Annotated in this window: 19 protein-coding genes; 17 read left to right on the top strand and 2 right to left on the bottom strand. The window is 62.0% G+C overall.

The genetic code is table 11. The annotated features are described in order from the left end of the window. Positions 1 to 131: 131 nt before the first annotated feature. Positions 132 to 2,573, bottom strand: a complete 2,442-nt coding sequence (locus tag ACW9JE_RS04600; RefSeq protein ID WP_457432082.1) for a penicillin-binding protein 1A — start codon at positions 2,571 to 2,573, stop codon at positions 132 to 134. Between the two features lie 216 nt (positions 2,574 to 2,789). Here ACW9JE_RS04600 and ACW9JE_RS04595 point away from each other — a divergent pair, with 216 nt between their 5' ends. The 11 genes from ACW9JE_RS04595 (at position 2,790) to hemE (ending at position 18,583) form a co-directional block, all read left to right on the top strand. Next, the gene (locus ACW9JE_RS04595; RefSeq protein WP_457432079.1) at positions 2,790 to 3,851 is read left to right on the top strand and encodes a pilus assembly protein PilM; all 1,062 of its coding nucleotides are present in this window, start codon (positions 2,790 to 2,792) and stop codon (positions 3,849 to 3,851) included. Further along, positions 3,851 to 4,417 carry a PilN domain-containing protein gene (locus ACW9JE_RS04590; protein ID WP_175375341.1) on the top strand — a complete coding sequence of 189 codons (567 nt, stop codon included), beginning with the start codon at positions 3,851 to 3,853 and terminating at the stop codon, positions 4,415 to 4,417. Before ACW9JE_RS04595 ends, ACW9JE_RS04590 begins: the two co-directional genes overlap by 1 nt. Then, entirely contained in the window at positions 4,414 to 5,037 is a 624-nt protein-coding gene (gene pilO, locus ACW9JE_RS04585; RefSeq protein WP_224535990.1) for a type 4a pilus biogenesis protein PilO, read from the top strand. The genes ACW9JE_RS04590 and pilO overlap by 4 nt, the downstream gene beginning before the upstream one ends. Next, positions 5,034 to 5,561, top strand: coding sequence for a pilus assembly protein PilP (locus tag ACW9JE_RS04580; RefSeq protein WP_224535992.1), 528 nt, complete (start codon positions 5,034 to 5,036; stop codon positions 5,559 to 5,561). The genes pilO and ACW9JE_RS04580 overlap by 4 nt, the downstream gene beginning before the upstream one ends. A gap of 13 nt (positions 5,562 to 5,574) precedes the next feature. Further along, on the top strand, positions 5,575 to 7,647 hold the full coding sequence (pilQ, locus tag ACW9JE_RS04575; protein WP_224535994.1) for a type IV pilus secretin PilQ: 2,073 nt from the start codon (positions 5,575 to 5,577) through the stop codon (positions 7,645 to 7,647). 4 nt (positions 7,648 to 7,651) lie between these two features. Further along, positions 7,652 to 8,170, top strand: a complete 519-nt coding sequence (aroK, locus tag ACW9JE_RS04570) for a shikimate kinase AroK (protein ID WP_056725695.1) — start codon at positions 7,652 to 7,654, stop codon at positions 8,168 to 8,170. A 151-nt stretch (positions 8,171 to 8,321) separates the two neighbouring features. Then, positions 8,322 to 9,422, top strand: a complete 1,101-nt coding sequence (aroB, locus tag ACW9JE_RS04565) for a 3-dehydroquinate synthase (protein WP_457432078.1) — start codon at positions 8,322 to 8,324, stop codon at positions 9,420 to 9,422. A 10-nt stretch (positions 9,423 to 9,432) separates the two neighbouring features. Continuing rightward, on the top strand, positions 9,433 to 11,028 hold the full coding sequence (locus ACW9JE_RS04560) for an AAA family ATPase (protein ID WP_457432077.1): 1,596 nt from the start codon (positions 9,433 to 9,435) through the stop codon (positions 11,026 to 11,028). A 347-nt stretch (positions 11,029 to 11,375) separates the two neighbouring features. Then, positions 11,376 to 15,824, top strand: a complete 4,449-nt coding sequence (gltB, locus tag ACW9JE_RS04555; RefSeq protein ID WP_224535999.1) for a glutamate synthase large subunit — start codon at positions 11,376 to 11,378, stop codon at positions 15,822 to 15,824. Between the two features lie 33 nt (positions 15,825 to 15,857). After that, the gene (locus ACW9JE_RS04550) at positions 15,858 to 17,276 is read left to right on the top strand and encodes an FAD-dependent oxidoreductase (RefSeq protein ID WP_224536002.1); all 1,419 of its coding nucleotides are present in this window, start codon (positions 15,858 to 15,860) and stop codon (positions 17,274 to 17,276) included. A gap of 239 nt (positions 17,277 to 17,515) precedes the next feature. Continuing rightward, positions 17,516 to 18,583: a uroporphyrinogen decarboxylase gene (hemE, locus tag ACW9JE_RS04545; RefSeq protein ID WP_224536004.1), complete on the top strand. Its 1,068-nt coding sequence runs from the start codon at positions 17,516 to 17,518 to the stop codon at positions 18,581 to 18,583. Here the strand turns inward: hemE and ACW9JE_RS04540 are convergent. Then, entirely contained in the window at positions 18,574 to 18,774 is a 201-nt protein-coding gene (locus ACW9JE_RS04540) for a hypothetical protein (protein ID WP_224536006.1), read from the bottom strand. The two genes, hemE and ACW9JE_RS04540, sit on opposite strands and share 10 nt — an antisense overlap. Positions 18,775 to 18,879: 105 nt before the next feature. On the opposite strand from ACW9JE_RS04540, the gene gbpA reads away from it, so the two are divergent. The 6 genes from gbpA (at position 18,880) to gspG (ending at position 26,026) form a co-directional block, all read left to right on the top strand. Next, a complete protein-coding gene (gbpA, locus tag ACW9JE_RS04535; protein WP_457432076.1) occupies positions 18,880 to 20,346 on the top strand; it encodes an N-acetylglucosamine-binding protein GbpA in 1,467 nt (488 codons plus the stop codon). A 141-nt stretch (positions 20,347 to 20,487) separates the two neighbouring features. Then, entirely contained in the window at positions 20,488 to 21,009 is a 522-nt protein-coding gene (locus ACW9JE_RS04530; RefSeq protein ID WP_457432075.1) for a type II secretion system protein N, read from the top strand. A gap of 8 nt (positions 21,010 to 21,017) precedes the next feature. Beyond that, complete coding sequence (gspD, locus tag ACW9JE_RS04525) at positions 21,018 to 22,910, top strand: type II secretion system secretin GspD (RefSeq protein ID WP_457432074.1); 1,893 nt, start codon at positions 21,018 to 21,020, stop codon at positions 22,908 to 22,910. Further along, entirely contained in the window at positions 22,907 to 24,370 is a 1,464-nt protein-coding gene (gspE, locus tag ACW9JE_RS04520) for a type II secretion system ATPase GspE (protein ID WP_457432073.1), read from the top strand. Before gspD ends, gspE begins: the two co-directional genes overlap by 4 nt. A 3-nt stretch (positions 24,371 to 24,373) precedes the next feature. Continuing rightward, a complete protein-coding gene (gspF, locus tag ACW9JE_RS04515) occupies positions 24,374 to 25,573 on the top strand; it encodes a type II secretion system inner membrane protein GspF (RefSeq protein ID WP_457432072.1) in 1,200 nt (399 codons plus the stop codon). Positions 25,574 to 25,576: 3 nt separating this feature from the next. Further along, positions 25,577 to 26,026, top strand: a complete 450-nt coding sequence (gspG, locus tag ACW9JE_RS04510) for a type II secretion system major pseudopilin GspG (RefSeq protein WP_457432071.1) — start codon at positions 25,577 to 25,579, stop codon at positions 26,024 to 26,026. Positions 26,027 to 26,029 lie beyond the last annotated feature (3 nt).

Here is a 26,029-nt window from a genome sequence, read left to right as displayed (position 1 = left end):
TACCGGGCGTGGTGATTACCTGTAGGAGCGAGGCTTGCCCGCGAAGAGGCCGGAGCAGCCAACACAAAACTCCCAGGCAATAAAAAGCCCCGCACTTCAAAGGAAGGCAGGGCTCTTTGTTGTCGCCCGGATCAGAACAGGTCGATCGGCGCCGCTTCATCTGCCGGCAGCGGGCTGCCTGGCGCGTTGCCGTTGCCCAGCTCATTGACCGACGGTGGCGTGTCTTCGGCCTTGAACAGCTCGAAATAGGCGCCAGGCGTGCCCGGAGTGGCCGCACGGCCACTGACCGGGTCGACACGCAGGCTGAGGATGCCTTCAGGCTCCTGCTGCGTATGCGGTGGCATGTCCTTGAGCGCGGCGCCCATGTAATTCATCCAGATCGGCAGCGCGACCGTGCCGCCGAACTCCTTGCGACCCAGGCTCTCTGGCTGGTCGAACCCGGTCCACACGGTGGTCACGTAATCGGCGTTGTAGCCGGAGAACCAGGCGTCCTTGGATTCGTTGGTGGTGCCGGTCTTGCCGGCGATATCGCTGCGACCCAGGGCCAGGGCGCGACGGCCGGTGCCCAGTTTGATCACGTCCTCGAGCATGCTGTTGAGGATGTAGGTCGTGCGGCCATCGACAATGCGCTCGGCCACGGCTGGCGCCTGCGGCGTCGGCTGTGTTGCGGCAGCGGCATCGCCCGGCGTGGCGTTGACGGTGAAGGCCTGGGCCGCTGGCGCCGCGATGCCGTCGCTGGCCGGGCCACCCTTCGGAACGGTCGGCGGGTTGGCGACGAACAGCGTATCGCCATTGCGGCTTTCGATCTTGTCGATGATGTATGGGGTGATCTTGTAGCCACCGTTGGCGAAGGTGCTCCAGCCAGTGGCGATTTCCATCGGCGTCAGGGTCGCGGTGCCCAGGGCCAGGGACAGGTTGCGCGGCAGGTCCTGCTTGTTGAAGCCGAACTTGCTGATGTAGTCGATGGTGCGGTCGACACCCAGCGCCTGCAGCAAGCGGATCGACACCAGGTTGCGCGACTTGTACAGCGCCTCGCGCAGACGGATCGGGCCGAGGAAGGTGTTGGTGTCGTTCTTCGGACGCCAGACCTTGTCCAGGTACTCGTCGACGAACACGATCGGCGCATCGTTCACCAGGCTGGCGGCGGTGTAGCCGTTATCCAGCGCAGCACTGTAGACGAAGGGCTTGAAGCTCGAACCCGGCTGACGCTTGGCCTGCATGGCGCGGTTGTAGTTGCTCTGCTCGAAGGCAAAGCCGCCGACCAGTGCGCGGATGGCACCGTTCTGCGGATCGAGGGACACCAGCGCGCCCTGGGCCTGCGGGATCTGGCTGAACTTCAGCGAGTCGTCCTGCTGGCGCTGGACGCGGATCAGGTCGCCGACCTGAGCCACATCCGACGGCTGCTTCGGATTGGCGCCCATGCTGTTGGTGTTCAGGAACGGCCGGGCCCACTTCATGGTGTCCCAGTTGACGTGCTCGCTGCCGGTGCGGGTCAGCACCTGCAGGCCGTTCTTGTCGACCTGGGTAACGATGGCCGGCTCAAGGCCGCTGATGGTGCGCTGCTTGGTCAGTTCGCTCGCCCACGCCTCGCGGGTCTTGCCCGGCAGGCGCGATTCGGGCCCACGATAGCCATGACGCTGATCGTAGGTCATCAGGCCTTCATGGACGGCGGTGTTGGCCAGTTCCTGCAGATTGCTCGGCACCGTGGTGGTGACGCGGAAACCTTCGGTATAGGCGTCGCTGCCGTAACGGCCGACCATCTCCGCGCGAGCCATCTCGGCGATGTACGGCGCGTTAACTTCCGGCGTCGGTACGTGATAACTGGCGTTGAGCGGCTCATTGATCGCAGTGGTGTAATCGGCTTCGCTGATCTTGCCCAGCTTGTACATCCGCCCCAGGATCCAGTCGCGACGCTCCTTGCTGCGCGCCGGGTTGGCGAGCGGGTTGAAGCGCGACGGGGCTTTGGGCAGGCCGGCGATCATCGCCATCTGAGCCAGGCTGATGTCACGAATCGATTTGCCGTAATAGACCTGCGCCGCCGCCTCGATGCCGTAGGCGCGGTTACCCAGGTAGATCTTGTTGACGTACAGCTCGAGGATTTCGTCCTTGGTCAGCTGCCGCTCGATCTGCAGCGCCAGGAGAATTTCGGTGGTTTTGCGGGAGAAGCTGCGTTCGCTGGTCAGGAAGAAGTTCTTCGCCACCTGCATGGTGATGGTGCTGCCGCCGGACTGGATGTGCCCGCTCTTGACCAGTTGGGTCGCCGCGCGCATCAGGCTGCTCGGGTCGACGCCATAGTGGTTGGCGAAGTTGTCGTCTTCAGCACTTAGTAACGCATTGATGAAATTGGGGGGAATGTCGGCGAAACGGATCGGCGTGCGGCGCATTTCGCCGAATTCTGCGATCAGTTTGTTGTCGCTACTGTAGACCCGTAGCGGAATCTGCAACTGAATACTTCTCAGCGCCTCCACAGATGGCAATCCGGGGCTAAGGTAAAGAAACGCCCCGCTCAGACCCAGAAGCAGTCCGCAGAATATCGCGACGATGGACCAACCGAGAAATTTCAGCAGACGAATCAAGGCTTTTGGATATCCAGGGTAAAAATTGAAAGAAGCATCAGGGTTCAGGTTAAAGGCGAACGGCCCGCGCTAGAGAAAAGCGGAAAAAAACGCTGGGCATTATAAGCATTTTTCCACCGCAGGCGTCATTGGCGGCTAATGTCAAGACGGGTGGATGGAACGCAACACGTATTACAGAGTCCGTAACTCACGGATAGTCATAGGGAATTGCTAGTGCCAGGACTCTTCAACAAAAAAGCCAATACGCTTCTGGGTATCGACATCAGCTCCACATCGGTGAAATTGCTGGAGTTGAGCCGCCAGGGCGACCGCTATCGGGTCGAGGCTTACGCCGTCGAACCGCTGCCTGCAAGCGCTGTGACCGAGAAAAACATCGCCGAACTCGAAGGCGTTGGTCAGGCTCTCGCGCGCGTGGTGACCAAGGCCAGAACCAGCGTCAAGAACGTTGCCGTGGCTGTCGCCGGTTCCGCGGTGATCACCAAGACCATCGAGATGGACGCCGGACTTTCCGATGACGAGATGGAAAGCCAGCTGAAAGTCGAGGCCGATCAATACATCCCCTATCCGCTGGATGAAGTCGCGATCGACTTCGAAGTCCAGGGTGCGTCCGCGCGCAACCCTGAGCGGGTCAATGTGCTGCTCGCCGCCTGCCGCAAGGAAAACGTCGAAGTGCGCGAGGCTGCCCTGACCCTGGCCGGCCTGACCGCTCGCGTGGTCGATGTCGAGGCCTATGCTCTTGAGCGATCCTTCGGCCTGCTGGGCAATCACTTGACGGTTTCCCCGGAGCGTCTGGTGGCGGTGGTCGACATCGGCGCGACCATGACCACCCTGAGCGTGTTGCTGGGCGGGCGGATCATCTATACCCGCGAGCAATTGTTCGGCGGTCGCCAGTTGACCGAGGAAATTCAGCGTCGATATGGCCTGACTGTCGAGCAGGCCGGTCTGGCGAAGAAGCAGGGCGGGTTGCCCAGCGACTACGTCAGCGCCGTGTTGCAGCCCTTTCGTGAGGCTCTGGTGCAGCAGGTCTCGCGCTCGTTGCAGTTTTTCTTCGCCTCGGGTCAGTACCACGCGGTCGACCAGATCGTGCTGGCCGGCGGTACGGCCTCGGTCTCCGGGCTGGACCGGTTGATCGAACAGCAACTGGGCACCCCGACTCTGGTCGCCAACCCCTTTGCCGACATGACCTTGAACGGCAAGGTCAACGCCGCGGCGCTGGCCAGTGATGCGCCCGCCCTGATGATCGCCTGCGGGCTTGCTCTCAGGAGTTTCGACTGATGGCGCGGATCAACCTTTTACCCTGGCGCGAAGAGCTGCGCGAAGAGCGTCGCAAACGCTTTCTGCTGATTCTGGTTGGCGTGCTGGTCGGCACAGCAGGCGCGGTGCTGATCGCCAACCAGGTGATCAGCAGCGCGATAGACCGGCAGGTGGCGCGCAACGACTACATCAGCAAGCAGATCGCCATCGTCGACGAACGCATCAAGCAAATCAGCGATCTCAAGGCCCGTCGTCAACAGTTGATCGAACGTATGCGCATCATTCAGGACTTGCAGGGCAACCGGCCCATCAGCGGGCGAATTTTTGATCAATTGGCGCGAACCCTACCGGACGGGGTGTACTTCACCGAAGTGAAAATGGAAGGCAAGAGCCTGTCCATTTCCGGCGCCGCGGAATCCAACAACCGCGTGTCCGACCTGATGCGCAATCTGGAGGCGTCGGACTGGTTCGATGCGCCGAGCCTGACGGAGGTCAAGGCGACCACGGCCGGTCAGGTTGACCAGGCCAACGTGTTCCAGCTGACCGTTCGTCAGACCCAGCCCGCGGTCGCGGAGGACGGAAAATGAATCTGTCCGGATGGCTCGAAGGGCTGCGCAAGATCGATATCAACGATCTGGACACCAACAACATCGGTTCCTGGCCGCCGGCGATCAAGGTGGTGGTGGGCGCACTGGTCATGGCAATGGTGCTGGCGCTGGGTTACAGCTTCTCGACGAGCGAGCTGGAGAATCAGCTGCACCTCAAGCGCGACGAAGAGTCGACGCTCAAGGAACAGTTCGCCGACAAGGCCCGCATGGCGGCGAATCTGGAACTCTATACCGAGCAGATGAAGGAGATGGAGAACTCGTTCGGCGTGCTGCTGCGGCAACTGCCCAGTGACACCGAGGTTCCTGGCCTGCTGGAGGACATCACTCGCACCGGCCTGGGCAGCGGCCTGGAGTTTGAAGAGATCAAACTGCTGCCCGAGGTCACCCAGCCGTTCTACATCGAATTGCCGATCCAGATCACCGTCACCGGCGCCTATCACGACCTGGCCACGTTCGTCAGCGGCGTGGCCGGGCTGCCGCGTATCGTCACCCTGCATGATTTCGACCTGGCGCCGGCCAATCCCGATGGCGGGCCCAAGTTGCGCATGAGCATCCTGGCCAAGACCTATCGCTACAACGACAAGGGGCTGCAACCATGAGCCCGATACGGATGATTTTCATGGCCGCGACCCTGGCGGTCCTGGCCGGTTGCGGTGGCGGGGATGACTTCAGGGATCTGGACGCCTACATGAACGAAATGCGCCTGCGGGCGCCGGGCAAGATTGAACCAACGCCGACATTCCGGTCTTACCCGACATTCACCTACAACGCCGCCAACCTGCGCAGCCCGTTTTCGCGGCAGGTCAGGGTCGACCTTGCCGGCCAGAAACGCGGCTCGCGCAACGTCAAACCGGACCCGAACCGGGTCAAGCAATACCTCGAGGGTTTCAATATCGAGCAGTTTGAAATGGTCGGCACGATCTCTAACGTATCGGGCTCCTTCGCTCTGCTGCGTGGCGCGGGCGGGGTGTACCGGTTGAAGGTCGGCGATTACCTGGGGCGCAACGATGGGCGGATCGTCGCCATCAATGCCACGCAAGTCGATGTGATCGAAATCGTCCCTGACGGCGAAGGTGCATGGCTGGAACGGCCGCGGACCATTCCTTTGAAAGAACACTCATAGTGGAACTCGAACAATGAACAGGATTCTCTCCACCCTCGGGATGTCGCTATGGATAGCGCTGCTTTCGCCGATGGTACAGGCGGCCAACCTCAAGGCGCTGGATGTCGCAGCGCTGCCCGGAGACCGCGTCGAGTTGAAGCTGGCGTTCGATCAGCCGCCGCCGGCACCGCGCGGCTACACCACTGAGTCGCCCGCGCGCATCGCCCTGGACCTGCCCGGTGTGGTCAACCAGTTGTCGAGCAAAACCCGTGACCTTGGCAGCGGCAATGCCCGCAGCGCCACGGTGGTCGAAGCGGCTGATCGTACGAGGCTGATTATCAACCTGACGCAGCTGACCCCGTACAGCACCCGGGTCGAAGGCAATAACCTGTTCGTTGAAGTGGGCCAGGGCAGCAAGATGGCGACTGCCAAGGCGCCAGCCGCCGCGGTGTCGACGCCAGCCCCGACTCCAGCGCGCGCCCCTGTTGCAACCTCCAAGGCCATCCGTGCGGTGGATTTCCAGCGCGGCACCCAGGGTGAAGGCAATGTGGTGATCGACCTGTCTGATCCGTCCATTGCCCCGGACATTCAGGAGCGCGAAGGCAAAATTGTCCTCAGCTTCGCCAGGACCCGACTGCCTGAACCACTGCGCGTGCGTCTGGACGTCAAGGACTTCGCCACGCCGGTCCAGTTCGTCAATGCCAGCGCTACCGGTGATCGCGCCAACATCACCATCGAACCCAGCGGTGCCTTCGATTACTCGACCTACCAGACCGACAACAAGCTGACCGTCAGCATCCGTCCGATGACGGCCGATGACCTGCAAAAGCGCAACGCCGATCGTTATGCCTACAGTGGCGAAAAGCTCTCGCTGAATTTCCAGGACATCGATGTGCGTTCGGTACTGCAACTGATCGCCGACTTCACCAACCTCAATCTGGTCGCCAGCGACACCGTGCAGGGCGGCATCACCCTGCGCCTGCAAAACGTGCCCTGGGATCAGGCGCTGGACCTGGTGCTGAAAACCAAGGGCCTGGACAAGCGCAAGATCGGCAACGTGTTGCTGGTGGCGCCGGCGGATGAAATCGCCGCTCGCGAGCGCCAGGAGCTTGAATCGCAGAAGCAGATCGCGGAACTGGCGCCGTTGCGGCGCGAGCTGTTGCAGGTCAATTACGCCAAGGCAGCCGATATCGCCAAGCTGTTCCAGTCGGTGACCAGCGCCGAGGCGAAAGTCGACGAACGGGGCTCGATCACCGTCGATGAGCGGACCAACAACATCATTGCCTACCAGACTCAGGATCGGCTCGACGAATTGCGCCGCATCGTCGCGCAGCTGGATATTCCGGTACGCCAGGTGATGATCGAGGCGCGGATCGTCGAGGCCAACGTGGATTACGACAAGAGCCTGGGCGTGCGCTGGGGCGGTTCGGTGCAGAACAAGGGCAACTGGAATGCCTCCGGGGTGAACAACTCCTCGACGACCATCGGCACCCCCGGCAGCACCAGTACCAATACACCGTTCGTCGACATGGGCGCGGCGGGCAATACGTCGGGAATCGGCATCGCGTTCATTACCGACAACGTTCTGCTCGACCTTGAACTGACGGCCATGGAAAAGACCGGCAACGGTGAAATCGTCTCGCAACCCAAGGTCGTCACTTCCGACAAGGAGACCGCGAAGATCCTCAAGGGCACCGAGATTCCCTACCAGGAAGCCAGCTCCAGCGGCGCTACATCGGTGTCTTTCAAGGAGGCGTCGCTGTCGCTTGAGGTCACGCCGCAGATCACTCCGGACAACCGGATCATCATGGAGGTCAAGGTCACCAAGGACGAACCCGACTTCCTCAACAAAGTGCAGGATGTACCGCCGATCAAGAAAAACGAGGTCAATGCCAAGGTCCTGGTCAATGATGGCGAGACCATCGTGATTGGCGGCGTTTTCTCAAATACTCAGAGCAAGGTTGTAGATAAGGTGCCATTTCTTGGCGATGTGCCGTATCTTGGCCGCCTTTTCCGGCGTGACGTGGTTTCGGAGAAAAAATCCGAGCTGTTGGTGTTTCTCACTCCGCGTATCATGAATAACCAGGCGTTTGCTGTGAGTCGTTGATTCTGTGCGAAATTTGATTCTTGTAGGACCGATGGGCGCTGGAAAAAGCACCATCGGCCGTTTGCTGGCCAAAGAGCTGCGCTTGCCGTTCAAAGATTCCGATAAGGAAATTGAATTACGCACGGGCGCCAATATCCCATGGATCTTCGACAAGGAAGGCGAACCGGGCTTTCGTGATCGCGAGCAGGCAATGATTGCCGAGCTGTGCGATTACGATGGCGTGGTACTGGCGACCGGCGGTGGCGCGGTGATGCGCGAAGCCAATCGCCGGGCGCTGCATGCAGGCGGCAGGGTGGTTTATCTGCATGCTTCCGTCGAACAGCAGGTCGGCCGTACCTCTCGCGACCGCAATCGGCCGTTGCTGCGCACGGCAGATCCGGCCAAGACCCTTCGGGATCTGCTGGCGATCCGCGATCCGCTTTATCGGGAAATCGCCGATCTGGTGGTGGAAACCGATGAGCGGCCGCCGCGAATGGTCGTGCTTGATATCCTCGAACGCTTGCAGCAACTGCCTCCCCGTTAAAGCGCGGCGCGAAATGCGCTATCCTCGGCGTCCTGCCACATCCGCTGCGGATTGTGGCGGATGGCTTCGCAGCGGCGTCACACCAGCAGATGCCGCGGATATTCGATAATTCAAGGCGGGACGCCTGATTTCATCTTCACTGTGGGGACACATGCAGACACTCAAGGTCGATCTAGGCGAGCGCAGCTACCCGATTCACATTGGCGAAGGGTTGTTGGATCAGCCTGAGCTGCTGGCCCCGCACATTCGCGGACGGCAAGTCGCGATCATCTCCAACGAAACCGTCGCGCCGCTCTATCTTGAACGTCTGACCCGCAGCCTCGCGCAGTTTTCGGTCATTTCCGTGGTGCTGCCCGATGGCGAAGCCTTCAAGAACTGGGAAACCCTGCAACTGATCTTCGACGGTCTGCTGACCGCACGGCACGACCGCCGCACCACGGTGATCGCCCTCGGTGGCGGCGTGATCGGCGACATGGCCGGTTTTGCGGCGGCCTGCTACCAGCGCGGCGTAGACTTCATTCAGGTCCCGACCACCTTGCTGTCGCAGGTCGACTCTTCGGTCGGCGGCAAGACCGGGATCAACCACCCGCTGGGCAAAAACATGATCGGCGCGTTCTATCAGCCGAACGTCGTGCTGATCGACACCGCTTCCCTCAAGACTCTGCCTGCGCGCGAGCTGTCCGCCGGCCTGGCTGAAGTCATCAAATACGGTCTGATCTGCGACGAGCCGTTCCTGACCTGGCTCGAAGACAACGTGGACCGCCTGCGAAGCCTGGATCAGCAAGCCCTGACCTACGCCATCGAGCGCTCTTGCGCGGCCAAGGCCGAAGTTGTCGGCGCCGACGAAAAAGAGACCGGCGTGCGCGCCACGCTCAACCTGGGCCACACCTTCGGCCACGCCATCGAAACCCATATGGGCTACGGCGTCTGGCTGCATGGCGAAGCGGTCGCCGCGGGCACCGTGATGGCGCTGGAAATGTCGGCGCGCCTGGGCTGGATCAGCGAACAGGAACGCGATCGCGGCATTCGTCTGTTCCAGCGTGCCGGTCTGCCGGTCATTCCACCTGAAGAAATGACCGAAGCCCATTTCCTCGAACACATGTCAGTTGATAAAAAAGTGATCGACGGTCGTTTGCGCCTGGTGCTGCTACGCCGCATGGGCGAAGCGGTGGTGACCGACGATTATCCGAAAGAGGTTCTACAGGCCACGCTGGGAGCGGACTATCGCGCCCTGGCTCAGCTTAAAGGTTAATAAGAAAGCGATGACTAGTTTGCATGCCGACGAGGCGTTCCTCGGCCATTTCCAGTTGAACCATGACCCTTTCGCACCACGGGTCCCCGGCTTCAAGTTTTTCCCGGCCCAGCGCAAACCGGTGCTCGGCCAGTTGCATCATCTGGCGCGTTACAGCCAGCTGTTGCTGGTAGTCACGGGCCCGCAGGGCAGCGGCAAGACCCTGTTGCGTCAGGCGCTGGTGGCCAGCACCAACAAGCAGTCGGTGCAGAGCGTGGTGGTTTCCGCCCGTGGCGCCGGTGATGCCGCTGGCGTACTGCGTCAGGTTGCGCAGACGCTGGAGGTTGCTCAGGCCGAAGTCGGCGACATCCTGGATCAGGTGGTGCAGCTGGCGCTGACCGGTCAGGAAGTCTATCTGCTGGTGGATGACGCCGAGCAACTCGACGAATCTGCCCTGGAAGCCTTGATGGCGCTGGCTGCCGGTGCGCCGGAAGGCCGTCCGCATGTGTTCCTGTTCGGTGAGTCGTCGATGATCGCCAAACTCGACGCCTTGCAGCTCGAGGAAGAGCGTTTCCACGTCATCGAACTGCAGCCTTACACCGAAGAAGAAACCCGCGAATATCTCGACCAGCGACTCGAAGGCGCAGGCCGGGGTATCGAACTTTTTACCGCGGATCAGATCTCTGATATTCACGAAAGCTCCGAAGGCTGGCCTGGAAACATCAATCAGGTCGCCCGCGATGCGATGATCGAAGCCATGATTGCCAGCCGCACAGCGGTCAAGCGTCCAAGTATGGGGTTCAATATGCCGAAGAAACACGTATTGGCGATTTCCGCCGTCGTTGTGGTCGCGGTAGCCGCCGCCTGGTTGATGCCGGGTCGCAGCAAAGCACCGACCACGGGTGCACCGGCCAATGAACAGGCGCAACTGCCGCTGGGCCAGGGACAACCACAGGCGGGCGGTGCGCCGGCCGTGGAATTCGCCGGTAACACGCAGCCAATGCCATTGCCGTTGGTCGGTAATTCGCAGCCGGTTATGCGTGAGCCTCTGGCTGAAGCCGCTGGTGGTATCACCGAGGGCGACGATGGCGTGCCGTTGGAAGGCTCCAGCGCGACGCCGCCGACCGTCACCACCATTGCACCCCCTGCGGGCGTGCCTGCCGGTCCTGCGCCGACGCCGGTGACCAAACCGACCCCGGCACCGACTCAAATCGCAACCGCCAAGCCTGCACCCGCTCCGGCACCTGCAGCCAAGCCTGCTCCGGCACCAGCCAAGCCAGCTGCTGTCGCCACTGCCAAGCCTGTCGAGAAACCCGCCGCTGCTCCGGCCAAGGCCGCCGGTGGCACCTGGTATGCAGGTCAGGCGCCGGGCAACTATGTGGTGCAGATCCTCGGCACCAGCTCCGAAGCGACCGCTCAGAACTTCGTCAAAGAGCAGGGCGGCGAGTACCGCTACTTCAAGAAAGTCCTCAACGGCAAACCGCTTTACGTCATCACTTACGGCAGCTTCACCAACCGCGATGCAGCCGTAACCGCCATCAAGGCCTTGCCAGCGAAGGTTCAGGCTGGTAAACCTTGGCCTCGCACTGTCGCCAGCGTCCAACAGGAACTGGCAACAACTCGCTGAAGATTCGGCGGCCTTACCCAGGCCGCCTCTCCCGGCACCTCAAAATTTCTGCAACGCATGCGGCTTTCGGGCCGCGTGCGTTGTGGTGTCTGCGTCACAGTAGTCTTTGAGTCGTAGCGGTCGAAACTAAAAAAGTTTTGACTAGCACAGCAGATCGCTTTAAACCTTTCATAAATGCGACACGGATTTGCGACATTTCGTCGCCAAATTTGTGAGCCCTTGTGTCGGTGTGTACAATGACCTCCCTTTTGCTTCCGCAAAGCCGGCGTACGTTCGGCGCGGATCGCAAGTGGTTGAATTGAAAAGAAATTTGCCTCGTTGAGGGGCAGCCTGGTGAGAAAGTGTCTATGAAAGCAGGTCTGTACCAACCAGATGAATTCAAGGATAACTGCGGTTTCGGCCTGATAGCCCATATGCAGGGCGAGCCCAGTCATACCCTTTTGACAACGGCCATCGAGGCCCTGACCTGCATGACCCACCGCGGTGGGATTAATGCCGACGGCAAGACCGGTGACGGTTGCGGTCTGCTGATTCAAAAGCCCGACGCGTTCCTGCGAGCCATCGCCCAGGAAACCTTCGGCGTCGAAATGCCCAAGCAATATGCGGTGGGCATGGTCTTCTTCAACCAGGACCCTGTAAAAGCCGAAGCCGCTCGCGAGAACATGAACCGCGAGATCCTGGCCGCCGGCCTGCAGCTGGTCGGCTGGCGCAAAGTGCCGATCGACACCAGCGTCCTCGGCCGCCTGGCTCTGGAGCGCCTGCCGCAGATCGAACAAGTGTTCATCGGTGGTGAAGGCCTGAGCGATCAGGACATGGCGATCAAGCTGTTCAGCTCCCGTCGTCGTTCGTCCGTGGCCAACGCCGCCGACGTCGATCACTACATCTGCAGCTTTTCCCACAAGACCATCATTTATAAGGGCCTGATGATGCCGGCGGACCTCGCCGCCTTCTATCCGGACCTGAGCGATGAGCGCCTGCAAACCGCGATCTGCGTGTTCCACCAGCGCTTCTCCACCAACACCCTGCCGAAATGGCCGCTGGCTCAACCGTTCCGCTTCCTGGCGCACAACGGCGAGATCAACACCATCACCGGCAACCGCAACTGGGCCGTGGCCCGTCGCACCAAGTTCGCCAACGACCTGATGCCCGATCTCGAAGAGCTCGGCCCGCTGGTCAACCGCGTCGGTTCCGACTCCTCCAGCATGGACAACATGCTCGAGCTGATGGTCACCGGTGGCATCGACCTGTTCCGTGGCGTGCGGATGATCATTCCGCCAGCGTGGCAGAACGTCGAGACCATGGACCCGGATCTGCGTGCGTTCTACGAATACAACTCGATGCACATGGAGCCGTGGGACGGCCCGGCCGGCGTGGTAATGACCGACGGTCGCTACGCGGTGTGCCTGCTCGACCGTAACGGTCTGCGTCCGGCGCGCTGGGTCACCACCAAGAATGGCTTCATCACCCTGGCCTCGGAAATTGGCGTCTGGGACTACCAGCCTGAAGACGTGATCGCCAAGGGCCGTGTCGGTCCTGGCCAGATCTTCGCCGTGGACACCGAAACCGGTCAGATCCTCGACACCGACGCCATCGACAACCGTCTGAAGTCCCGTCATCCGTACAAGCAATGGCTGCGCAAGAACGCCCTGCGCATCCAGGCGACCATGGAAGACAACGACCACGGTTCGGCTTTCTACGACGTCGACCAGCTCAAGCAATACATGAAGATGTATCAGGTCACGTTCGAAGAACGCGACCAGGTGCTGCGTCCGCTCGGCGAGCAAGGCTACGAAGCCGTGGGCTCGATGGGCGACGATACGCCGATGGCCGTGCTGTCCCAGCGCGTGCGCACGCCGTACGACTATTTCCGCCAGCAGTTCGCGCAGGTCACCAACCCGCCGATCGACCCGCTGCGTGAAGCCATCGTCATGTCGCTGGAGATCTGCCTCGGTGCCGAGCGCAACATCTTCCAGGAGTCGCCTGAGCACGCCTCGCGCGTGATCCTCAGCTCGCCGATCATTTCCCCGGCCAAGTGGCGTTCGTTGATGAACCTCGACCGTCCGGGCTTCGAGCGGGCGATCATCGACCTCAACTACGACGAAAGCGTCGGCCTCGAAGCGGCTATCCGCAGCGTTGCCGATCAGGCTGAAGAAGCCGTGCGTTCCGGTCGTACCCAGGTTGTGCTGAGTGACCGTCACATCGCGCCGGGCAAGCTGCCGATCCACGCCTCCCTGGCCACCGGTGCGGTCCACCACCGCCTGACCGAAAAAGGCCTGCGTTGCGACTCCAACATTCTTGTTGAAACCGCGACCGCTCGCGATCCGCATCACTTCGCCGTGCTGGTCGGTTTCGGCGCCTCCGCCGTTTATCCGTTCCTGGCCTACGAAGTGCTGGGCGACCTGATCCGTACCGGTGAAGTGCTGGGCGACCTCTATGAAGTGTTCAAGAACTACCGTCGGGGCATCACCAAAGGCCTGCTCAAGATCCTGTCGAAGATGGGTATCTCGACCATCACGTCCTACCGTGGTGCGCAGCTGTTCGAAGCCATCGGTCTGTCCGAGGAAGTCTGCAACCTGAGCTTCCGTGGCGTGCCGAGCCGCATCAAGGGTGCGCGTTTCGTCGACATCGAAGCCGAGCAGAAAGCCTTGGCCGCCGAAGCCTGGAGTCCGCGCAAGCCGATCCAGCAGGGCGGTCTGCTGAAATTCGTCCACGGTGGCGAATACCACGCCTACAACCCGGACGTGGTCAACACCCTGCAAGCCGCCGTGCAGCAGGGCGACTACGCCAAGTTCAAGGAATACACCTCGCTGGTGGACAACCGTCCGGTGTCGATGATCCGCGACCTGCTCAAGGTCAAGGTCCTCGACAAGCCGCTGGACATCAGCGAAGTCGAGCCGCTGGAATCGGTACTCAAGCGCTTCGACTCCGCCGGTATCTCCCTGGGCGCCCTGTCTCCGGAAGCTCACGAAGCCCTGGCCGAAGCCATGAACCGCCTTGGTGCGCGTTCCAACTCCGGTGAAGGCGGCGAAGATCCGGCGCGTTACGGCACCATCAAGAGCTCGAAAATCAAGCAGGTCGCTACCGGTCGTTTCGGTGTAACCCCTGAATACCTGGTCAACGCCGAAGTGCTGCAGATCAAGGTTGCCCAGGGCGCCAAGCCGGGCGAGGGCGGTCAACTGCCAGGCGGCAAGGTCAACGGTCTGATCGCCAAACTGCGTTACGCAGTACCGGGCGTGACTTTGATCTCGCCACCGCCGCACCACGACATCTACTCGATCGAAGACTTGTCGCAGCTGATTTTCGACCTCAAGCAAGTCAACCCGAAGGCGCTGGTCTCGGTGAAGCTGGTGGCAGAAGCGGGCGTCGGCACCATCGCCGCCGGTGTGGCCAAGGCCTATGCCGACCTGATCACCATCTCCGGCTACGACGGCGGTACCGGTGCATCGCCGCTGACCTCGATCAAATACGCGGGCGCTCCGTGGGAACTCGGCCTGGCCGAAACCCACCAGACCCTGCGCGGCAACGACCTGCGCGGCAAGGTCAAGGTGCAGACCGACGGCGGCCTGAAAACCGGCCTCGACGTGATCAAGGCGGCCATCCTCGGCGCTGAAAGCTTCGGCTTCGGCACCGCACCGATGATTGCCCTGGGTTGCAAATACCTGCGTATCTGCCACCTGAACAACTGCGCCACCGGCGTTGCGACTCAGAACGAGAAGCTGCGCAAGGACCACTACATCGGTACCGTCGACATGGTGGTGAACTTCTTCACCTACGTCGCCGAAGAAACCCGTGAGTGGCTGGCCAAGCTGGGCGTGCGCTCCCTCGAAGAGCTGATCGGCCGTACCGATCTGCTGGACATCATCGAAGGCCAGACCGCCAAGCAGCACCACCTGGACCTGACCCCGTTGCTGGGCAGCGATCACATCCCGGCGGACAAGCCTCAGTTCTGCGGCGTTGAGCGTAACCCGCCGTTCGACAAAGGCCTGCTGGCCGAGAAAATGGTCGACATGGCCGCCTCGGCGATCAACGACCTGAGCGGCGCCGAATTCGCCCTGGATATCTGCAACTGCGACCGTTCCATCGGCGCGCGGATCTCCGGTGAAATCGCTCGCAAGCACGGCAACCAGGGCATGGCCAACGCGCCGATCACCTTCCGCTTCAAAGGCACCGCTGGTCAGAGCTTCGGCGTCTGGAACGCCGGTGGCCTGAACATGTACCTGGAAGGTGACGCCAACGACTACGTCGGCAAGGGCATGACCGGCGGCAAGCTGGTGATCGTTCCGCCGAAGGGCAGCATCTACAAGACTCAGGACAGTGCCATCATCGGCAACACCTGCCTGTATGGCGCCACTGGCGGCAAGCTGTTCGCCGCCGGGACCGCGGGCGAGCGTTTCGCCGTGCGTAACTCCGGTGCCCACACCGTCGTGGAAGGCACTGGCGATCACTGCTGCGAATACATGACCGGTGGTTTCGTCTGCGTACTGGGCAAGACCGGTTACAACTTCGGCTCTGGCATGACCGGCGGTTTCGCCTACGTGCTCGACCAGGACAACAGCTTCGTTGACCGGGTCAACCACGAACTGGTGGAAATCCAGCGGATCAGCGGCGAGGCGATGGAAGCCTACCGCAGCCATTTGCAACGCGTGCTGAACGAGTACGTCGAGGAAACCGACAGCGAGTGGGGTCGTGAACTCGCCGAGAACCTGGATGACTACGTGCGCCGTTTCTGGCTGGTCAAGCCGAAGGCTGCCAACCTGAAGTCGTTGCTTTCCAGCACCCGTGCCAACCCGCAGTGATATGCGCCTGAAGAGTTTGATGAGGTTTTAACAATGGCTGAACGTCTGAATAATGACTTCCAGTTCATCGAGGTCGGGCGCAAGGATCCGAAGAAGAAACTGTTGCGTCAACGCAAGAAAGAGTTCGTGGAAATCTACGAACCTTTCAAACCCCAGCAGTCGGCCGAACAGGCCCACCGCTGCCTGGGTTGCGGTAACCCGTACTGCGAATGGAAGTGCCCGGTGCACAACTTCATTCCCAACTGGCTCAAGCTTGTGGCCGAGGGCAACATCCTCGCTGCCGCCGAGCTGTCGCACCAGACCAACACCCTGCCGGAAGTTTGCGGCCGGGTGTGCCCGCAGGACCGTCTGTGCGAGGGTGCCTGCACCCTGAACGACGGCTTCGGCGCGGTGACCATCGGTTCGGTGGAGAAGTACATCACCGACACCGCGTTCGCCATGGGCTGGCGTCCGGACATGTCCAAGGTCAAGCCGACCGGCAAGCGTGTCGCGATCATCGGCGCGGGCCCGGCGGGCCTGGGCTGTGCCGACGTGCTGGTGCGTGGCGGCGTGACCCCGGTGGTGTTCGACAAGAACCCGGAAATCGGCGGTCTGCTGACCTTCGGCATCCCCGAGTTCAAGCTGGAAAAGACCGTGCTGAGCAATCGTCGCGAAGTCTTCAGCGGCATGGGCATCGAGTTCCGCCTCAACACCGAGGTGGGCAAGGACGTGACCATGGAGCAACTGCTCGCCGAATACGATGCCGTGTTCATGGGCATGGGCACCTACACCTACATGAAGGGCGGCTTTGCCGGTGAGGACCTGCCGGGCGTCTACGACGCACTGGATTTCCTGATCGCCAACGTCAATCGCAACCTTGGCTTTGAAAAGTCGCCGGAAGATTTCGTCGATATGAAAGGCAAGAAGGTTGTGGTCCTGGGTGGCGGCGACACGGCGATGGACTGCAACCGTACCTCGATCCGCCAGGGCGCCAAGTCGGTGACCTGTGCCTATCGTCGTGACGAAGCGAACATGCCGGGCTCGCGCAAAGAGGTGAAGAACGCCAAGGAAGAGGGCGTGAAATTCCTCTACAACCGCCAGCCGATTGCCATCGTGGGTGAAGACAAGGTCGAAGGCGTGAAGGTGGTCGAGACCCGTCTCGGCGAGCCGGACGCCCGTGGCCGTCGCAGCCCCGAGCCGATCCCGGGCTCCGAAGAGATCATCCCGGCCGACGCCGTGGTCATCGCCTTCGGCTTCCGCCCAAGCCCGGCGCCGTGGTTCGAGCAGTTCGAAATCCAGACCGACAGCCAGGGCCGCGTCGTGGCTCCGGAACAAGGGAAGTTCAAGCACCAGACCAGCAACCCGAAAATCTTCGCCGGTGGCGACATGGTGCGCGGTTCCGACCTGGTAGTGACCGCGATCTTCGAAGGCCGCAATGCGGCTGAAGGGATTCTGGATTATCTGGGCGTCTGATCCGCGCCCCTGAGCTGAACGCAATACCCTGTAGGAGCCGAGCTTGCTCGCGATAGCGGTGTATCAGTCACTGATGTATTGACTGACACTGCCTCATCGCGAGCAAGCTCGGCTCCTACAGTTGTTTTTGCCGATCGAAACCGCGACAAATTGACCCGATAGACAAAAGGCTCCGCTCTTGCCGTGCCTTTTCCCTCGCGCTCTGAGAAAATGCCCGCACTTTTTTTCCGGATGCCGACATGACTGCCCTGAAGAACGACCGTTTCCTGCGCGCCCTGCTCAAGCAACCCGTAGACGTCACTCCCGTGTGGATGATGCGTCAGGCCGGACGCTACTTGCCTGAATACCGCGCCAGCCGTGCCAAGGCCGGCGATTTCATGAGCCTGTGCATGAACCCGTCGTTCGCCTGCGAAGTCACGCTGCAGCCGCTGGACCGTTATCCACAGCTGGATGCGGCGATCCTGTTCTCCGACATCCTGACCATCCCTGACGCCATGGGCCAGGGCCTGTATTTTGAAACCGGCGAAGGCCCGCGCTTCAAGAAAGTCGTCAGCACCCTGGCCGACATCGAAGCCCTGCCGATTCCCGATCCGCAGAAAGACCTCGGCTACGTCATGGACGCGGTCAGCACCATCCGCCGCGAACTCAACGGTCGTGTACCGCTGATCGGTTTTGCCGGCAGCCCGTGGACCCTGGCCACCTACATGGTCGAAGGCGGCTCGTCGAAAGACTACCGCAAGACCAAAACCATGCTGTACGACAACCCGCAAGCTCTGCACCTGCTGCTGGACAAGCTCGCTCAGACCGTCACCAGCTACCTCAATGGCCAGATTCTGGCTGGCGCGCAGGCGGTGCAAATCTTCGACAGCTGGGGCGGCAGTCTGTCGGCGGCGGCCTACCAGGAATTCTCCCTGGCCTACATGAAAAAAATCGTCAGCGGCCTGATCCGCGAACACGAAGGGCGCAAGGTGCCGGTGATCCTGTTCACCAAGAACGGCGGCCTGTGGCTGGAAAGCATCGCCGACGCCGGCGCCGACGCGCTGGGCCTGGACTGGACCTGCGACATCGGCAGTGCCCGCGCCCGCGTCGGTAGCAAAGTCTCCCTGCAAGGCAACATGGACCCGACCGTGCTCTACGCCAAGCCGGAAGCGATCCGCACTGAAGTCGGTCGCATTCTCGCCAGCTACGGCAAGGGCAGTGGCCACGTGTTCAACCTGGGCCACGGCATCACCCCGGAAGTCGATCCGGAACACGCAGGCGCTTTCCTGCGCGCGGTACATGAGCTGTCGGCCCAGTATCACGAATAAGCGTTTGTGAAATGATCGAAAGCCTGTCCGGCATTGCGCCGGACAGGCTTTTTTTGTGCCTGACGTTTTTCATGTTTAAGGCCGTTTTCACTGCGCGGGACAATTCCTTCATCCCCGTCGGAAAAGCGCTCAAGGTGACAATTCCTGCGTCCAACAGAGATTTTCCCTACATAGAAAATCCACTCATCCAAGTAAGGTTCCGGCCCCTTGCCCAGCCTCTTTGCTGAGCAATATCGCAAACATGGGCGCCAGCAATGTGCGCCTCAATCTTCGATAAGTAGTCTGGAATTCATTCTATGAACAATACCTCCTACAAGCGAAGTGCCCTGGCCAGCTGCACTTCTTCAATGATCCTGTTATCGGCCATGTTGGCGTCTCAAACCGTTTCCGCTCATGGCTACCTGGAAGTTCCGCCTTCGCGCGCACTGCTTTGCCAGAAAGGCCTGAACACCAACTGCGGCGGCGCGCAGTACGAGCCGCAAAGCGTCGGTGAAACCTTCAAGGGCTTCCCGGCCGGTGTCGGCGGCGCGCCTCTGCAAGGCCCGATCGACGGCAAGATTCCGAGCGGCGGTCACTCGATGTTCTCGTCACTGGACGCGCAGTCCGCCACCCGCTGGCACATGACGGAAATCAAGGATCGCAACATCGATTTCCAATGGCACTACACCGCCATTCACCCCGCCACCAAGCACGAATACTTCATCACCCGTAACGGCTGGAACCCGAACGAGCCGCTCAAGCGCGCGACCTTCGAAAGCACTCCGTTCTGCACCAAGGACGGCGGCAACCAGAAGCCCTCCAACAGCGACAAGCACAACTGCACCATTCCTGCGGACAAGAGCGGCCAGCATGTGATCCTCGGCATCTGGACCGTTGGCGACACCGATGCGGCGTTTTACAACGCGACGGACGTGAACATCATTGCCGAGCCTGAACTGCCGGGCGGCTGGTCCTCCGTGGGCAGCATCGCGCCGTCGACCCAGCTGATGGTGGGCGACAAGGTCAAAGCCCGTGCGTTCTCGGCCAATGGCGAGAACACGGAGTACCACGTCGAGATCGCCATTGCGACAGCCGAGGAGGGTGTACCGCAGAACTGGTCGTTCAAGTTGGCTGAAGCCATCAACAAGACCCACACCCTGATCCGCGCCGGTGTGCGTGACGAGAACGGCACCATCGAGCCGGTCAAGGGCACCAACACCCTGTACGCGCAGAAAGAAAGCGGCGTGACCCGTTACGAAGTGCAGTTGAACATGCAGGAAGATGCGGCGGCGCGCCTGTCGGTGTCGTCGATAAAGCCTGAATACGTGCTGGAGAAAGGTCTGGTCAAGGCTGATTTCAACGTGATCTCCAACCGTAAGATGAATCTCGAAGCCACCCTGTTCGACCAGAACAATAAAGCGGTCGGCACCACTTCGGCACAAATCGAAAGCGGTGCGGCAACCCTGGTCATGGATGTGCGCAGCAATCCAGGCGCCCATACCCTGACTCTGGTTGGCACCACCCTGGATGGTCGTACTACCCGTCAGGACACCAAGTCGGTCAACGTGACCGGTGAAGGCGCTGGCGCCGACTACGACTTCGTCTTCCCGGAAGGCCTGAACGACTACAAGGCCGGGACCAAGGTGCTGCAGCCGAAGACCAACGAGGTTTTCGAGTGCAAGCCATTCCCTGAATCGGGCTACTGCAAGCAGTACACGCCGACGGCCGCCGGCTTTGAGCCGGGTATCGGTGCGCATTGGCACATGGCCTGGGACAAGCTCTAAGTCCTGACCCTTCCCCACTGTAGGAGCGAGCACGCTCGCGATGGTGGTCCAGACACCGCGGGCATTCAGATGCCCCGCGTTTTCGTTAACGACCATCGCGAGCAAGCTCGCTCCTACAGGGGGCGATTATTGAGTGAATCTGTGCGTATCCCTTTCAAGCGCCATATCCCCGCCATTGGCCTGCTGGTTCTATCAGCAGGCTGCGTCGCGTTTGTGCTGTGGCAGGATTGGCAGTTTCGCCAAGCGTTGCCTCGCCTGTCCGAGGTTGTGGCGTCGGCGCCTGCCGCATCCGAACTCGCCGCGCTGGACGCGTCAGCGGTTGCCATGGTGCTGGGTTTCACTGGCGCAGACACACCGCAGGCCAGCGCCGAACCCCTTACCCTGCACGCGAGTTTCGTGGCCAGCGATGGCCTGTCCAAGGCGCTGCTGGCCGATGCCCAGGGTCCGCGCCTGTATCAGGTCGGTGAACGCTTGCCGGGTGGCAGCGTGCTGCGCCGGGTCGAGGCCAATCAGGTATTGCTGTGGAACAAGGGGCGCGAAGAGCGCCTGACCTTGCATGCGCCCGCCGCGCGCTTCCTGCGTCAGCTCGAAACTGCGGCCGACGCCCAGGCCCCTGGCGTTTCCACGCGTTTTCTACGCCCGTTTTCCGGGCCGTCAGAGTGATCGAATTCATGAACAGCTTCATTGGCGCGCAGGCTTTGCGCTCCATGTTTCTTTGCGTCTTGCTGGCGACCCTGGGCACGGCGCATGCCGCGGAAGAAAAATGGCAGTTGGCGATGAACAACGCCGAACTGCGAGACATCGTCGAAGAGATCTCCAGCATTCTCGGCACCACCGTCGTGCTCGATCCGCGAGTCTCCGGACGCGTCACGGTCATGTCCCCCAAGGCCCTCGATCGTGAGGGCGTGCGCCGGCTGTTCTATGCGGTGCTCGACGCTCACAACTTCACGGTCATCGATGAAGGCGACCGGATCCTCATCACCCCCGTGGCTGAAGCCAAGACCCGCGCCGGCACCGGCTCGGCAGCCAACGCCACGGCTTCGCAATTCGTCACCCAGGTCATCGAACTGAACACCGGCAGCGCCGCCGATTTTGCCGGGCTGGTGCGGCCATTGGTGTCGGCTAACGGCTATGTCGGCCCCTCAACCTCGGCCAATGCGCTGGTGGTCACCGAGACTGCCGCCAACGCCCAACGCATTGCCCAGGTGGTTCGGCAACTGGATTCGGGGCAGGGCAATCTGCACACGGTGATTGCGTTGCAGCACGCCCAGGCCAGCGACGTGGCCGCATTGATGGAAGCGTCCCTGGGCAAGCGCAATGCCGAAAGCGCGATCCAGGTGCTGGCCGATACCCGCACCAATCGCCTGATCCTCATCGGCCCCGCCGCCGTCCGCCAACGCCTCAGTGCGCTGGCTCGTGGCCTGGATGTGCGCGCCACGGCGAGCCCCGACAACGCCCGGGTGATCCGCTTGCGTCACAGCGATGCCAAGCAGCTGGCGCAGATTCTGGAAACCATGGGCCAAGGCAGAAAGGCTCCCGCGCCCTTGGGCGGTGCCAAGGACAGCACTTCCAGTTCGAACTTCATGATCAAGGCCGACGAAAGCCAGAACGCGCTGGTGCTGATCGCCGAGCCGGCGCAGGTGCAGACCATCGAGAGCATCGTGCGCCAGCTCGACCAGCCCCGGGCGCAGGTGCTGATCCACGCGGCCATCGTCGAAATCTCCGGCGACATCGCCGAGGCGGTGGGCGTGCAGTGGAACCTCAATACTGGCGATGCCAAGGGCTTCATCAACTTCCCCGGCACCGACATTCCCATCGTCGGCGGCCTGACCTTCGACGAGAAAAAATCGGCCCCGGAAGGCGCGTTGCTCAAGCTCGGCAGCGACCGCTTCGGCGCGTTGATTTCGGCCCTGGCCAGTAACACCCACAGCAACCTGCTGTCCACGCCGAGCCTGCTGACCCTGGACAACCAGGAAGCGGAAATCATCGTCGGCCAGAATGTACCGTTTAAAACCGGCTCCTACGCCACCAACAGCAGCGGCGCCGACAACCCATTCACCACGGTCGAACGCAAGGACGTCGGCATCAGCCTGAAGATCAAGCCCTACATCAACGAAGGCTCGACCCTGCGCCTGGAAGTCGAGCAGGAAGTGTCGGACATCGCGCCCTCGGTCTCCGGCATCGATTCCTCGGACCTGATCACCAACAAGCGCGCCCTCAAGAGCACCATCCTGGCCGACGACGGCGAAATCATCGTCATCGGCGGCCTGATCCGCGACAGCGTGCGCACCCAGAAGAGCGGGGTGCCACTGCTGCGCGACATCCCTTATCTGGGCGCGCTGTTCCGCTGGAACCGAGACACCCAGACCAAAAGCAACCTGATGGTGTTCCTGCGCCCGACCATCGTGCGCAGCAAGGAAGATCTGGCCGACGTCAGCCGCCAGCGTTACAACGCGCTGCGTGAGCTGAGCCAGCCCGGCGCCCGGGACAACAACTCGTTGCTGTTGCCCGCCGATGCCCGCCAGTTGTTCGAGCCGGGCGTCGAGGCGCCGAACCTTCCATGAGTTGCCCGACTGAGCTGCCATTCGGCTTCGCCCGGCGCTTCGGCGTTCTGCTGGAGTCCGAGGGCGATGCGCCAAGCCTGGCCATCCGCGCCGATACACCGCTGACAGCGATTGCCGAGGCGCGCCGGGTGTGTGGTCGGGATTTGCCCGTGCGGAGGCTGTCCTCCGAGGTCTTCGCCACTCGTCTGGCGGCGGCTTATCGCGAAGGACAAAGCGCCGCCGAGCAGGTCGCCCAGGGGCTGGATGACGAACTGGATCTGCTGAGCCTTGTGGACCAAGTGCCGCAAACCGCCGATCTGCTGGAGCAGCAGGGCGATGCGCCAATCATCCGCCTGATCAACGCGCTGCTCAGCGAAGCGGTGCGTGAACACGCTTCCGACGTGCACCTGGAAACCTTCGAGCAATACCTGTCGGTGCGCATGCGTGTGGACGGCCAGTTGCGTGAAATGCTGCGCCCCAGGCGTGAACTGGCGACGCTGCTGGTGTCGCGGATCAAGGTCATGGCGCGGCTGGATATTGCCGAAAAACGCATCCCTCAGGACGGGCGCATGGCCCTGCGCCTGGCCGGTCACGAAGTCGATGTGCGGGTGTCGACCTTGCCGTCAGCCCATGGCGAACGGGTGGTGTTGCGCCTGCTCGACAAGCAGGCCGGGCGCCTGGATTTGCAGCGCCTGGGCATGCCGGACGACACCCTCGCGGCCCTGCGCCAGTTGCTCGGCAAACCCCACGGCATCCTGCTGGTGACCGGCCCCACGGGCTCGGGTAAGACCACCAGTCTGTATGCCGCCCTCAGCAGTCTGAACGACCAGACCCGCAACATCCTCACCGTCGAAGACCCCATCGAATATCACCTGCCGGGCGTCGGCCAGATGCCGGTCAATCCGAAGGTCGACATGACGTTCGCCCGAGGCCTGCGGGCGATCCTGCGTCAGGACCCGGACGTGGTGATGGTCGGTGAAATCCGCGATCGCGAGACGGCGGAGATTGCCGTTCAAGCCTCGTTGACCGGGCATCTGGTGCTTTCAACGTTGCACACCAACAGCGCAGTCGGCGCCGTTACGCGATTGGTGGACATGGGGGTGGACGCCTATCTGCTGGCGTCGTCCCTGGTGGGCATTCTGGCCCAGCGTCTGCTGCGCACCTTGTGTCCGCAGTGCAGGACGCCCTATATCGCCGATTCTGCTGTCTGCCAGCGCCTGGGTCTGGAGGCCGGTGCACAGCTGTTCAGGGCGACGGGCTGTGAGCAATGCCAGCACGGTTATCGCGGACGTGTCGGGATCTATGAGCTGGTCAGCGTGACGCCCGCCGTGTCGGCGCTGATCCATCAGGGCGCCAGTGAGCAGGCGTTGGCTCTCGAGGCACGCAAGGTATCGCGCAGCCTGTTCCGGGACGGTCGCCAGCGGGTGCTCGATGGCGTGACCAGCCTCGACGAATTGCTGCGCGTGACTCGGGAGGACTGATCCATGCCAGATTTCGAGTACCGCGCCGACGACGCGCAGGGCCGTCGCTGCAAGGGCCGGCTGGAGGCCGACAGCCCGCGACAGGCGCGACAACTGTTGCGCGAGCGCGGGCTGTGGCCGCGGGATGTGAAGGAGATCCGGATCGCCGCAGGCGCGAGTCCGCAGCACCGCCTGAGTGCGGCCGATCTGGCCCTGCTGACCCTCCAGTTGTCCACACTGGTTCAGGCCGGTCTGCCACTGGAAGAAGCCTTGCAGGCGGTGGCCAAACAAAGTGCCAAACGCCGCGTCACCGGCCTGTTGTCGGCGGTCCGGAGCCGGGTCATGGAAGGGCACGCACTGGCCACGGCCCTGGGGCAGTTTCCCAAGGCGTTTCCCGAGCTGTACCGCGCCACCGTGGCGGCGGGGGAGCGCTCCGGGCACCTGGGCCACGTGCTGGAGCAACTGGCCGCCTACACCCAGGCTCGCCAGGCCTCGCGGCAGAAAATCCAGATGGCGCTGGTGTACCCGATGATCCTGATGTCGGCCAGCGTCCTGATCGTCGGTTTCCTGCTCGGATTTGTGGTGCCCGACGTGGTGAAGATCTTCGTCGATAGCGGCCAGGCGCTGCCCTGGCTGACGTTGGCGCTTATCAGCGTCAGCGACACATTGCGCAGTCACGGCGTGCTGCTGATGGGCGGGCTGGCGCTGCTGATCGGCGCTTGGCGCTGGAGCTTGCGCCAGCCTCAATGGCGCCTGCGCTGGCATCGCCTGCTGCTGAAAATACCGGTGTTCGGCGAAGTGTTGCGGGCGATGGAGGCGGCGCGCTTCGCCAGCACCCTGGCGATTCTCGGCAAGAGCGCGGTGCCGCTGGTCGACGCCCTGGAAATCGCCGCCGCCGTGATCGGCAACCTGACCATTCGCGCACGCATGGTCGATGTCGCCCGCTCGGTCCGCGAGGGCGGCACCCTGACCCGCGGCCTGGAGCGCAGCGGCGATATCCCCCCGATGATGTTGCACATGATCGCCAGCGGCGAGCGGGCCGGCGAACTCGACCGCATGCTGGCCCGCGCCGCCGAACAGCAGGAAAGCAGCCTCGCGGCGCGCATCGCCCTGGTCGTCAGCCTGTTCGAGCCGGCCATGCTGGTGCTGATGGGCGGCGTCGTGCTGCTGATCGTCCTGGCCATCCTGCTGCCCATTCTCAGCCTCAACCAATTGGTGAATTGACCCATGAAAGCCCCCCGTCACAGCACGTCCCAGCGCGGTTTTACCCTGATCGAAATCATGGTGGTGGTCGTCATCATCGGTATCCTCGGGGCCATCGTGGTGCCGCAATTCATGAGCCGCCCCGATCAGGCCAAGGTCACCGCCGCGAAGACCGATATCCAGGCCATCGCCACCGCCCTGGAAATGTATCGCCTGGACAACTTCCAGTACCCCTCGACCCAGCAGGGGCTCGACGCCTTGCACAAACGCCCGTCGGGGCTGCCGGCGGCGCGCAACTGGAACCCGCAGGGCTATCTGAAAAACCTGCCCGTTGATCCCTGGAGCACGCCTTATCAATACCTCAATCCCGGCGTGAAATCGGGCAACGGCGGCTTCGACCTGTATTCCCTCGGTTCCGATGGTGTGGTGGGTGGCGAAGGGCATGCGGCCGACATCGGCAACTGGGGCGATTGATTC

It is taken from the genome of Pseudomonas sp. SDO55104_S430, from assembly GCF_054070595.1.
The sequence above is the reverse complement of the archived record's forward strand: the minus strand, read 5'-3'. Positions and strand labels throughout refer to the sequence as shown.

Bases quoted from the DNA above. Each gene is read 5' to 3' on its own strand.
- ACW9JE_RS04590 (WP_175375341.1), top strand. From the start codon at position 3,851: ATGGCGCGGATCAACCTTTTACCCTGGCGCGAAGAGCTGCGCGAAGAG.
- pilO (WP_224535990.1), top strand. From the start codon at position 4,414: ATGAATCTGTCCGGATGGCTCGAAGGGCTGCGCAAGATCGATATCAAC.
- ACW9JE_RS04580 (WP_224535992.1), top strand. From the start codon at position 5,034: ATGAGCCCGATACGGATGATTTTCATGGCCGCGACCCTGGCGGTCCTG.
- pilQ (WP_224535994.1), top strand. From the start codon at position 5,575: ATGAACAGGATTCTCTCCACCCTCGGGATGTCGCTATGGATAGCGCTG.
- aroB (WP_457432078.1), top strand. From the start codon at position 8,322: ATGCAGACACTCAAGGTCGATCTAGGCGAGCGCAGCTACCCGATTCAC.
- ACW9JE_RS04560 (WP_457432077.1), top strand. From the start codon at position 9,433: ATGACTAGTTTGCATGCCGACGAGGCGTTCCTCGGCCATTTCCAGTTG.
- gltB (WP_224535999.1), top strand. From the start codon at position 11,376: ATGAAAGCAGGTCTGTACCAACCAGATGAATTCAAGGATAACTGCGGT.
- ACW9JE_RS04550 (WP_224536002.1), top strand. From the start codon at position 15,858: ATGGCTGAACGTCTGAATAATGACTTCCAGTTCATCGAGGTCGGGCGC.
- hemE (WP_224536004.1), top strand. From the start codon at position 17,516: ATGACTGCCCTGAAGAACGACCGTTTCCTGCGCGCCCTGCTCAAGCAA.
- gbpA (WP_457432076.1), top strand. From the start codon at position 18,880: ATGAACAATACCTCCTACAAGCGAAGTGCCCTGGCCAGCTGCACTTCT.
- gspD (WP_457432074.1), top strand. From the start codon at position 21,018: ATGAACAGCTTCATTGGCGCGCAGGCTTTGCGCTCCATGTTTCTTTGC.
- gspE (WP_457432073.1), top strand. From the start codon at position 22,907: ATGAGTTGCCCGACTGAGCTGCCATTCGGCTTCGCCCGGCGCTTCGGC.
- gspF (WP_457432072.1), top strand. From the start codon at position 24,374: ATGCCAGATTTCGAGTACCGCGCCGACGACGCGCAGGGCCGTCGCTGC.
- gspG (WP_457432071.1), top strand. From the start codon at position 25,577: ATGAAAGCCCCCCGTCACAGCACGTCCCAGCGCGGTTTTACCCTGATC.